The 11,403-nt window shown below is 57.4% G+C and carries 6 protein-coding genes; 4 read left to right on the top strand and 2 right to left on the bottom strand.

Going from position 1 to position 11,403, the window contains the following annotated elements; translation table 11 throughout:
- Positions 1-22: 22 nt before the first annotated feature.
- The 4 genes from MID00_RS08610 to MID00_RS08595 all read left to right on the top strand — a co-directional run bounded on the left by MID00_RS08610 (position 23) and on the right by MID00_RS08595 (position 7,123).
- On the top strand, positions 23-2,470 hold the full coding sequence (locus MID00_RS08610) for a penicillin-binding protein 1A (protein WP_250756307.1): 2,448 nt from the start codon (positions 23-25) through the stop codon (positions 2,468-2,470).
- A gap of 96 nt (positions 2,471-2,566) precedes the next feature.
- Positions 2,567-2,701, top strand: a complete 135-nt coding sequence (locus MID00_RS08605) for a lipoprotein (RefSeq protein ID WP_080655585.1) — start codon at positions 2,567-2,569, stop codon at positions 2,699-2,701.
- Between the two features lie 41 nt (positions 2,702-2,742).
- Positions 2,743-4,011: a diaminopimelate decarboxylase gene (lysA, locus tag MID00_RS08600; RefSeq protein WP_254500178.1), complete on the top strand. Its 1,269-nt coding sequence runs from the start codon at positions 2,743-2,745 to the stop codon at positions 4,009-4,011.
- Positions 4,012-4,210: 199 nt separating this feature from the next.
- Positions 4,211-7,123: an EAL domain-containing protein gene (locus MID00_RS08595; protein WP_254500177.1), complete on the top strand. Its 2,913-nt coding sequence runs from the start codon at positions 4,211-4,213 to the stop codon at positions 7,121-7,123.
- A gap of 642 nt (positions 7,124-7,765) precedes the next feature.
- On the opposite strand, the gene ccsB is transcribed toward MID00_RS08595, so the two are convergent.
- Both ccsB and MID00_RS08585 read right to left on the bottom strand, forming a co-directional pair.
- On the bottom strand, positions 7,766-9,124 hold the full coding sequence (gene ccsB / locus MID00_RS08590) for a c-type cytochrome biogenesis protein CcsB (protein WP_009459951.1): 1,359 nt from the start codon (positions 9,122-9,124) through the stop codon (positions 7,766-7,768).
- Positions 9,125-9,139: 15 nt separating this feature from the next.
- Positions 9,140-11,182 (bottom strand): cytochrome c biogenesis protein ResB, encoded by a 2,043-nt coding sequence (locus MID00_RS08585; RefSeq protein ID WP_009459953.1) that lies wholly within the window; start codon positions 11,180-11,182, stop codon positions 9,140-9,142.
- Between the last annotated feature and the right edge of the window lie 221 nt (positions 11,183-11,403).

The following is an 11,403-nucleotide window of genomic DNA, read 5'->3' as shown; positions in this document are numbered from 1 at the left end:
TTGGACTTTAAAATCAGCCCTAATGAGTTCCTCTTCCCGCTCCCCCAATTCTAAACCCGAGCAAAGCTCCGGTTCCTGGCTTGCCCGCCTCATCATCAAGACCTCGGTCTTTTTTGTGGGGCTTGGTCTGTGTGCCGTCCTGCTCGGGTCGCTTGCGCTGGCTTTGGCCTGGCCAAACCTGCCTGACCTTAGCGCCATGATCGACTACCGCCCCCGAGTGCCGCTGCGCATTTACACGGCGGATAAGGTATTGATCGGCGAATTTGGTGAAGAACGCCGCAATGTGTTGCGTTTTGACGAAATTCCCGATGTCATGAAATCGGCCATTCTGGCGGCCGAGGACGATCGCTTCTACCAACACGGCGGTATTGACTGGATGGGTGTTGGCCGCGCTGCCTTGGCCAACATGACCCATATGTCCAAGACCCAGGGGGCCAGCACAATCACCATGCAGGTAGCGCGTAACTTCTACCTGTCATCGGAAAAGACCTATACCCGCAAGTTCTACGAACTGCTGCTGACCTTCAAGATTGAAGCCACGCTGACCAAAGACCAGATCCTGGATCTGTACATGAACCAGATCTATCTGGGACATCGTGCTTATGGTTTTGCCGCAGCCTCACGAACATATCTAGGCAAGCAACTGGGCGAAATCACCACAGCAGAAGCCGCCATGCTGGCCGGTATTCCCAAAGCCCCCTCGCGCTTCAACCCCATTGCCAACTTCGAGCGTGCCAAAACTCGCCAAGCCTATGTGCTGGGCCGCATGCGTACCCTGGGCTACATCACTGAGCAGGAATACCAGGACGCGATGGCACAGGAAATCGTCGTGAAATCGGCTCTGGGTACGCCTGCAGGTGGCTACGCCATCCACGGTGAATACGCAGCTGAACTGGCTCGCCAACTGCTGTACGGCGTCTACCAGGACAATGTGTACTCGCGCGGCTTCAATATCTACACCACGATCAAGTCCACCGACCAGGAAGCGGCTTACCTGGCCGTACGCAACGGTATTCTGGATTACACCCGTCGTGCTCCTTACACCGGCCCGCAAGGCCAGGTGGATCTGCCTGCCGGTATTGAAAACGATCACGCCCAGCTGGACTCCATTCTGGATGACTTGCAGGACAAGTACCCCGACACAGGCGACTTGCTGACCGGTGTGGTGCTCGATGCCAGCCCCAACCAGATTCGCGTGGCCCGTACCGCCCAGCAAATTATTGATGTCAACGACAAGCGCGCCCTGAAGATTGTCGCTCGTGGCCTGGTGAAAAACGCCAAGGCAGACGTGCGCATTCAGCGCGGTTCCGTGGTCTATCTGTTCCGCAATGGCGATTACTGGGAAGTGATCAATATGCCTGCGGTGCAAGCGGCTTTTGTGTCGGTACGCCCGCAAGACGGCGCTATCCAGGCCATGGTGGGCGGTTTCCACTTCTCGGACGGGAAGTTCAACCGCGTCACGCAAGCCTGGCGTCAACCCGGCTCGGCCTTCAAGCCCTTCATCTACGCCTCCTCGCTGGAGCGTGGTCTGACTCCAGCCACGCAGATTTCGGACGAACCTTTTGTTCTGACGGCTGCCCAGACCGGCTCCAAGCCCTGGACACCCAAGAACTACGGTCGCACCTACGAGCCCATGCTGACCATGCGCCAAGGCTTGTATAAATCCAAAAACATGGTGTCCATCCGTATCATGCAGGCCGTCGGTCCCAAGTACGTGCAGGAATACGTGACCCGCTTTGGTTTCGACAAAGCCCGTCAGCCCGCCGTGCTGCCACTGGCTCTGGGCGCCGGTAGCGTAACGCCCCTGCAAATGGCCGGTGCCTACTCGGTCTTTGCCAATGGCGGTTACCGCACCGAGCCCTACCTGATCGATTACGTAACCGACAGCACCAACAAAGTCATCATGCGTGCCAAGCCCATTGTGGCCGGTGATGCGGCTGCCCGTGCCATCGACCCCCGTACGGCTTACGTCATGAACGATTTGCTGCGCGGTGTGGCAACTTCCGGTACTGGTGCCCGCTCCTCGCGCGAATTGAAGCGTACGGACATTGGTGGCAAGACAGGGACCACCAACGATTCCCAGGACGCCTGGTTTGCCGGTTACACGCCAGATCTGGTCGGTATTGCCTGGATGGGCTTTGACAAGCCACGCAGCCTGGGTTCGGGTGAAACCGGCGGTGGCGCTTCCATGCCTATCTGGATCAACTACATGCGCGCCGCGCTGAAAGACAAGCCTATCGTGCCTCCAGGCCCCATGCCTTCCGGCCTGTCGCGCATCAACGGGGACTTCTACTTTGACGAATTCCCACCCGGACAAGCGATTGCCCGTGTTGGTCTGCCCGCTCCAGGTGACGGTGCCCTGCAACAAGGCGGTAGCGATCAAAGCGATGGTATTGGCGACCTGCTGCGACAACTGGACTCTGACTCCGGTTCTTCGGGCACGCAAGCCCAGCCCTTCGTCCCCTTCTAAATCCAGTACCCAAACGCCGGCCTAGCCGGCGTTTTTTATGCTTTGTCCCTCACAATGGCATAATGCTCTGCATTGTCCGCACTAGCTCAACACCTTATGAACAAACTACGTTCCTCCCGCCTGCTGGCCTTGCTGGCACTTAGCGTTTTTCTTAGCGCTTGCGGCTACAAAGGCCCCTTGTACCACCCTCCTGCGCAGGAAGCAGCGGACGCCCAAACAGCGCCGCGCTGATTTCCGCCCTGCTCGCTTAACCTCTGTTATTTGACGACACCATGACCGTTGCACCTCACTTCCAATTTCAGAACAACACGCTGCACGCCGAGCAAGTTCCCCTGAACAAGCTGGCTGAAGAATTCGGCACCCCTCTGTATGTGTATTCCCGCCAAGCCTTGCGCGACGCCTGGGAGTCCTATCGAGTGGCAGGCCAGGACCGCAAGTTGTTGGTGTGCTATGGCATGAAGGCCAATTCCAACCTGGCCATTCTGCAAGAATTCGCCCGTCTGGGTACCGGCTTTGACATTGTTTCGGGCGGTGAGCTGGCCCGTGTCATCGCCGCCGGTGGCGATCCAGGCAAAGTGGTGTTCTCCGGTGTCGGCAAACAGGTTTGGGAAATTGAAGCTGCCCTGAAAGCAGGCGTGAAGTGCTTCAACGTCGAATCCGAAGGCGAGCTGGAGCGCGTTGCACAGGTTGCTGAACGCATGAATGTGAAAGCGCCTGTTTCCTTGCGCGTGAATCCGGACGTGGATGCCCGCACCCATCCCTACATTTCCACCGGGCTGAAAGACAACAAGTTCGGCGTGCCTATTGATCAGGCTCCCCGCATCTATGCACGCGCCCAAGAGCTGCCCAGCCTGAATATTGTGGGTGTCGACTGTCATATCGGCTCGCAGATTACCGAAGTCAGCCCCTATCTGGATGCGCTGGACAAGCTGATCAAGCTGATCCTGGCCCTGAAAGAGCAAGGCGTGAACCTGACTCATCTGGATTTGGGCGGCGGTCTGGGCATTCGCTACACCGACGAAACCCTGGTGACCCCGACCCAGTTGCTGACCGAAGTATTCGCCGCTTTGGACAAGAACGGTCTGGGCCATCTGGAAATCGTGCTGGAACCCGGCCGCTCCATGGTGGGCAATGCCGGTGTGCTGCTCAGCCGCGTGGAATACCTCAAGCATGGCGAGACCAAAAACTTCGCCATCATTGATGCCGCGATGAACGACTTGATTCGCCCCACCCTGTACGATGCCTGGCACAGTGTGGAAGCGGTAGAGCCTCGTCCAGTGACCGAGGAGACCCCCCGCTACGATCTGGTTGGCCCTATCTGCGAAAGCGGTGACTGGCTGGCACGTGACCGTCAACTGGCGCTGGAACAGGACGACTTGATCGCCATCATGTCCGCCGGTGCCTATGCCTTTACCATGGCCAGCCAGTACAACACCCGCCCCCGTGCGGCTGAAATTCTGGTCGACGGCGATCAGGTTCATGTGATCCGCCCCCGCGAAAGCCTGGAAAGTTTGTTTGCCACCGAACGATTGCTCCCTTAAAGGCGGGCAAGAATGCAGGTAACAACCATTCAGCCTTAAAGAACTCTCGAATCTGACCGTAAAACAGGCCGGGACTGCGCTGCCATCAGCAGGCATCGCAGTCCCGGCCTGTTGCGTACTGTCCTAGCCAGGAACGCACAGATTTCGCTGTCAGTGGCCAGACAGTTCGATGGTAAGCGCTGGAGGCTGTACCACCATCATGACCACCCCAGGGATACCGACACACGGCTTTGAGCCTGTTACTTCGGCCAGCGAGCGCCTGATTCGCGGCTTGAGTCTTTACGTCATCCCTTTGTTTCTGATCATGCTCACTTTATGGGCATTACTGTTCCTGCCGAATCGCTACCCTACCGTTCCCGGTCAAAGTTTGGGCATTCAGGCGCTGGCCAGCCAGCAAGAGCATGCGGATCCAGAGTTACTGACGCAATTGGAAAATGCCCCGACCCGGCAACGATTGCACCTGAGCGAGCCCCATTGGCTGCTGCTGACCCTGCCCGCCCCCTTCCCCCAGCAGGACCAGGTCCTGCACTTTCCGGCCTCCCCGATTTCTTCGCTGCACTGCCAAGACGCCCGCAGCGGCCAAGCCCTGCGTAACAGTGAGCTGGACCCGCCTACCCCGCTGTCACCCGCCCCGGTAAAAAGCTACACCCTGGAATTAGGCCAGGCGAACCACCCCGACACCGTGCTGTGCCGTGTCGAGACCTCCCGCCCCACCCTCCTGCAAGCTCAGCTCTGGGCCAGCGCTGACGTCACCAACTCCTCGATCCGTCTTAGCCGTGGCATAGGGCTGCTGGAAGGCGGCTTGCTGACCATGGCCATGTTCATGCTGGTGCTGGCCGCCACCAACCGCGCCTGGATCTACCTGCTGCTGTCAGTCTGGTTGATTGGCAACCTGCGCCTGGGTTCGATGGCCATGGGCTGGGATACCCAGTGGCTAGGCCAGATTCTGCCCTCGCAGTACATGCCGGTGCTGCGTCAGGTGACCATCGCCTGCTACTTCATCCTAAGCTATTCCCTGTTTACGGTATTGCTGGGCAACTCGATTACCACCGCCCGCCTGCAACGCTTGCTGCCTACGGTGGGCATACTGGGCCTGATCCTGTTACCCGTGTCCCTGCTGGCCCCGGCGTCCGTGTTCCAGCCCGTCATGTGGGTCAGCACCATCTACGCGCTGTGCTGCGTGTCTGCGGTGCTGCTGTCCATCCTCCTGCACACCCGCTCGCGCATCTTGCTCTGGCAGCTGGTGCTGCTCAGCATGGCCCTGTGCATGCTGATTTCAGCCATCTTTCTGGTGACCTTTGGTCGCTCCAGCTTTGTAGAGAACTTCAACGGTGTCATCGCCTTCCTGCTCTCCAATCTGATGGTGGCCCTGGCCGTAGGTGAACGCTTGCGAGAAGACCGCAGCGAATCCCTGCGCGCCCGTAACGAACTCATGGCCCACTACCTGCTGACTCCCGTCGGCATGTTCACCCTGAACGAATCCGGCGTCTTTCTGCGCATCAGTCCCATTCTGGCGCGCATGCTCAACATAGACGCAGACCCGAACGAAAGCACCATACACTGGACCAATTTCTTTCCCGAACAAGACTGGAAAGCTGTCGCCCAAAACACACAAAATGGTCAGGACGTGACCATTACCTACTACGACGCCGATGCCCAGCCCTGCCAATTTGCCTTGCGTGTGGCCATCGTCAATCAGTGCATTGAAGGATCTCTGCAAGACATCACCGCCCGTGCCGAGACCTACCGCCAACTGCGCCTGATGGCCGACAACGATCCGGTTACCAATGTCCTGAACCAGCGCGGTATCGAAAAAGCACTGGACGGCCTGCTCAGCCGCAGCCAGGACGACAAACCCTGCCTGCTGGCCTACTTGGACCTGAACCACATCAAATATGTGAACGGCACCTTCGGCCATTCCTCGGGTGATGCCCTGCTGCTGAAAGTCTGCGAGCAACTGGAATCCGTCCTGCGCAGCAAAGACAAGATTGGCCGCATCGGCAACGACGAATTTGTCATCATCTTTGAAGACTGCGAACCCGACCAGGCTCGCACTCTGGCCAATAGCGTGCTGGAATCGCTGAACAAAAGCCCCTTGCTGGCTGGCAACCGCAGTTTCAACCTGCGCAGCACACTGGGGCTGGTCGAAGTCGCCCCCGGCATGGCTCCGCAAGAAGCCATCTCCGCCGCCAGCCGAGCTGCCCGCGACGCCCGCCGCCTGCATCAGGACATGATTATCTACGGGCAGGACTCCAACGTCCTGCAAGAACACGCCGAAGAACTACGTTTATTTGAAGAGCTGGAAGGTGGCTCTTCTCGCGCGCTATACCTGGAAATGCAGCCTATCGCTGCCTTGCGTCGCCCCATGGACAGCCTGAACTTCGAGGCCTTGCTGCGCGTGCGCGACTCCTCTGGCCAGCTCATCCCTACCGGCCGCATCATCGCAGCAGCAGAAGAAAGCGGCACCATCACCATCATCGATAAATGGGTGTTCTCCGCCACCCTGGAATGGATGTCCAAACACGAAGCCCAGTTGAGCAAGACCCAATGGGTCACCATCAACCTGAGCGGCGTGTCCCTGAACGACGACACCTTCATCAAATGGCTCTTCGACATCCTGGCCCGATTCGAACACCTGGCCCGCCGACTGTGTGTAGAAATCACCGAAGGCGTCGCGCTGGACGACCTGGAGCACACACGTAATTTCATGCGTCGCCTGCAGAAAATGGGCGTGCGCATCGCACTGGATGACTTTGGAGCGGGGTACACCTCCTTCTCCTACCTGCGCGAACTGCCCGCCGATGCCATCAAGATCGACGGTGCCCTGATTTGCGACATGCTGAAAAAAGAAACCAACGTCGCCATTGTCCGAACCATTGTTGAACTGGCCAACAACCTGGGCATGATCAGCATCGCCGAATGGGTCGAAGACGTCCCCACCCTGAAAGCCCTGCAAGAACTGGGCGTAGACTACGTACAAGGCTTCATCATCTCCAAAGCCTGCACCCCTGCAGACCTGCTCAAAGCCCAAGCCATGACCGACTTGGTCCACGACGCCGCCGCCAGACAGTTCCTGATCGAATCCCAGGACAAGTTCCCGCCCGCCATGTAACTCAAATAGCTACCCAAGGCCCACAGAGGGCCTGACTGCTCAACAAGAAGAAATAGGCGAATCCAGCTCCAAGCCCCACTTCGAATCAGCCGCAGCGTGCAACACAAGCTCAGACATGATTAAAGCAACAGAGGCTATTTCTTTGGCAACCCTGCAGGTGAATAAGCCTGTATTGAACCCAGCTCTGGATACACAGATAGGGATGGCTCATAAATAAACACTGTGAGCCGCTGGTGTGCGGGTCGGGGTGCCGGGGCGATTCAGAGTGCTTGCCGCGGGCAGAAGATCGCGTAGGGGTTCAAGCATCCTGCTGTTTGAGCACGACGCTTATGGTTTGTCCGGGGGACAAACCATCGTGCGAGTTCAGGATGCGCCCTACGCGATCTTCTGCCAAGGGCACCGGTGCGCAGCACCGGCAAGCGCTCAAGCCCCGACACCCCGACCCGCACACCAGCGGCGTCTCCCAGCGCTTATGTCACCCCACAAAGCACCATTCAAGCCCCTACCAGGCACCCGCCCCTAAAAGAACAAATAAACAGCCACAAAAAAACCCGAGTCCGGCACTCAGCCAAACTCGGGTTTCCCAATTCTACAACCGCCATTCCGAAGCCCAAACACAAGCACCCCAGAACAGCAAAAACCTTACAGCTCCCCGTAGGAATGCAGCCCCGACAAGAACATATTCACGCCCAGAAACGCAAAGCTGGTAATCAGCAGCCCACCCAGCGCCCAATACGCTGCCATCGTGCCACGCAGTCCTTTAAGCAAGCGCAAGTGCAACCAAGCCGCATAGTTCAGCCACACAATCAAAGCCCAAGTCTCTTTCGGGTCCCACTGCCAGTAAGTGCCCCAAGCATCAGCGGCCCACAAAGCCCCCAACACCGTTGCCACCGTAAAGAAGGCAAAACCCACCGCAATCGCCCGGTACATGATGTCATCAAGCACCTCCAGCGAAGGTAGCTTGCGCGAAATCGGACCACGGAAATACAGAATCGTACCCACGATCACACTACCGATACCGAAATACAGCATCCAGGTAGGCGACAACTCGCGCGAACCAAAAATCATGGGCTCGGCACACAGAATCGCACCCAGCAAAAACACCGGAATCAGCTTGGCACGCGAACGCGTCTCGCCATTTTCCTTAACCAGATACGCAAAACCCACCATGGCCGCCAACGAGAACGTACCGTAACCAATAAAGTTGGCCGGCACGTGCAGCTTCATCCACCAGCTTTTCAGCGCAGGCACCAAAGGCTGGATCTGGTGTGCATCACGCGTGAAGGAATACCACAGCAGAAAAATAACCAGCGAGCTGATCGCCAACAGCACAAAGCCACCCAAGGCACGCGTGTTGTAACGACGCTCGTAATACATGTAGAACAAGGCAGTAATCAGCGCCAGCAGCACAAACACTTCATACAGATTACTGACCGGGATATGACCGATGTCCGGACCCAACAAGTGACCTTCGCGCCAGCGCACCAGCAAACCCGTCATCCCGGCATAGATCGCCGCCCAGGTCAGCCCCGACCCCATCCAGGCCGCCGTATTACTGAAAAAACCAGCCCAGTACATCACCGTAGCCAGAATGAACAGCGCGCACATCCACAAAATGGCGGACTGGGAAGAGAACAAATACTTCAGCAGAAAAACCGAATCGGCCTTTTCAATATCGCCGGTGCCCAAACCATCACCCGTGCTGTACAGCCAGACCGCCAGCAAAGCCGTCAAACCAGACAACACCAGCAGCGTGCGCAGCGGACGCCACAACCACCCCAGCCAGGCCACAAACGGCACGAAAGCCACCAGAATGATCTTCTCGTAGTAATCCATGCTGGTGCTGTACACATTGAGCGCATACGCCGCGCCCAAAGCCAGTGCCACCAGAAACAGCACATCCGTCCAGTCCGGACGGCCACGGATACCGCGCCGGTCACCACTGGAAGCGATATTGTCTTGCCACATCGAAGGAGTGGCCGAAGAAAGGGTCTGCGCCATAGTAGCTACACCTTGTCAGACAGATAGCCGGTTGAACGCCGCTTTAAGGCGATCAAACTCGAGGTTAAAGTCCAAGTTGCGACGTTGAGATGTCATGGCAGCCATGACACTGCTGCCTTGGTTGTGAGGGCGAATCCAGACCCACACACGGCGATCCCGGATATAGAACATCGAGAACACGCCAATAATCAGAAACAAGCAACCCAAGTACACAATGTACATGCCTGGGCTGCGCGCCACCTGGAATACGCTGGCTTGAACTTGCTCAAAGCTGTCCAAGGTCAACATAACCGGTGCCGGGTAATCAGGCAGGTTGGCAAACGCCAGTACAGCAGACTGAATCCAGCGATTGGCATCGCTATTTTCCTGACTGTAATCCAACTCCGGCAAACCTTGTTGCTGCCTGATCAAGTCACGCAATTCCGACAGTGTGAACTGAATCATGGGAATTGCAAAACCCAGAATACGCTCGCGCTCGGCCTCGGGGACACGGCTGATCAAGCCATCAAAACCGGCACGCACAAACGTCTGCAAAGCAGTTCTGGACGCGGAGAGCATCAGCTCTTTTTGCTCGGGCGACGAAGAGTTACGCTCGGCAAAGCGCTCGGCCGCCTGGGTCACCAGGGCCTCGTTCTGCGTGGCCGCACGCAAATCCATGAATTCTTTCAAGGAACCCTTGTCGTCAGCCGGGAAACGCACATAGCGGAACGGCTCGGCGGGCGAAAAGCGCATACCGGCCAGAAACACCAGGGTGCCATCCAGCTCCACCGGCAGCATGTAGTTCACAAACTCGCGGGACTGGCCCTGATCGTCGATCAAGCGATAGTTCACGCTGGGGCCGACGTTCTTCAGATGCTGATCTTTCTTGTTGGCAGCGCTACCAGTAACAGCGGCTACGTGTTCAATCATGGCCTTGGGCTGAGGATCACCCTCACTCAGGTTCTCCACGTTGATGGGGCGCAGCTCGGTCAACTGAACCGTCAAAGCGTGTTCGTTGGGGCTTTCCTGGGCCGCAATGCCTACGGTTTCGCCCACTTTGCCATTTAGCGCAAAGGTCTTGGAACCAGGGCCTACCAAGGGATAGCCCTTCAGGCTGAGGATACTGCCGCCATCGTCAAAACCGGACTGGTAAACCGTGACCCCCTTGTAGCGCAGCGGCTCGTTCACCTCGATGGTGCGCTCGAACGTATCGCCCGTGACGGGATCGGTAACTTCCACTTCACTCTTGAAGCTGCTGGGCATGCCGGTTGAGTAGTACTCCACCAGGAAACGCTTGAGTTCCAGGGCAAAAGGCAGAGGCTGAATCAGGACGCCTTCACCGGAATTGACCACGGCAGTAGCCGTACGGGCTCCCTCTGGCACCAGCATATTGGCGCGGAAGCTGGGATTGCCCAAGCCCAGTCGACCCGACTCGGGCACCTGGGAAATCAGCATGTTTTCAGTAATGGGCTGTTTACCACCCAGCCACACCTGCAGGCGCACGGGCAATTCGCTGTCGAGCAGGCCGCCCACACAGATCACCACAATCGCCAAGTGGGCAAAAATGTAACCCAGCTTGTTGGCGCTGCCCTTCTTGGCTGCCATCATCATGCTGCCGTCGTCATCCTGACGCACGCGCACGGCGTAACCCTGGGACTGCAACCAGCCTTGCACCTGCTCGCGATTATGTTCGGGAGCACCGGCGCTTTCCAGTTCAACACGGTGGGGAAAGGCTTTCAGACTGCCGCCGCGCACATGCTCTTTGAACGTGCGCATTTCACGGATCATCTTGGGGGCATTACGAATGACGCACAGCGTGGTCGAGACCACCAGAAACGTCATGATGACCATGAACCAGCCACTGTTGTAGATGGACCAGATCGAAAAATGGTCGAAAAATTCAAACCAGTACGGCCCGAATTGATCGATATACGTATTGGCGGGCTGATTTTGCGCCAGAACAGTGCCGATCAGACTAGCTACGCAAATGAACATCAGCAAGCTGATGGCAAAGCGCATCGAACCGAGCAATTCCAGGAAATCGGCCGCAAAGCGACGTACGGGGGATACTTTTTTCACAAAGGCTAGCTTAGGAGGTGGGGGGTTTCACCGGAAACATCCAGACTTTGAACGCAGAACGCACACAAAGTTCGATCGCTGGACAAAACACCAACACGAGACCCGGCCCAAATCGGCACTGCCCGTTGTTAAGGCTCCCAAACTGCCATGACTATCAGGAAGCTGGGGCCAAAAAGCGAATGTCAGGCTTCAGACAGTCAGGGGGCCAATGGCCCCCTTGG

This window comes from Alcaligenes sp. NLF5-7 (genome assembly GCF_024266725.1).
Taxonomy (GTDB): Bacteria; Pseudomonadota; Gammaproteobacteria; order Burkholderiales; family Burkholderiaceae_B; genus Alcaligenes; species Alcaligenes phenolicus.
This window is presented reverse-complemented; position numbering and strand designations above follow the sequence as displayed.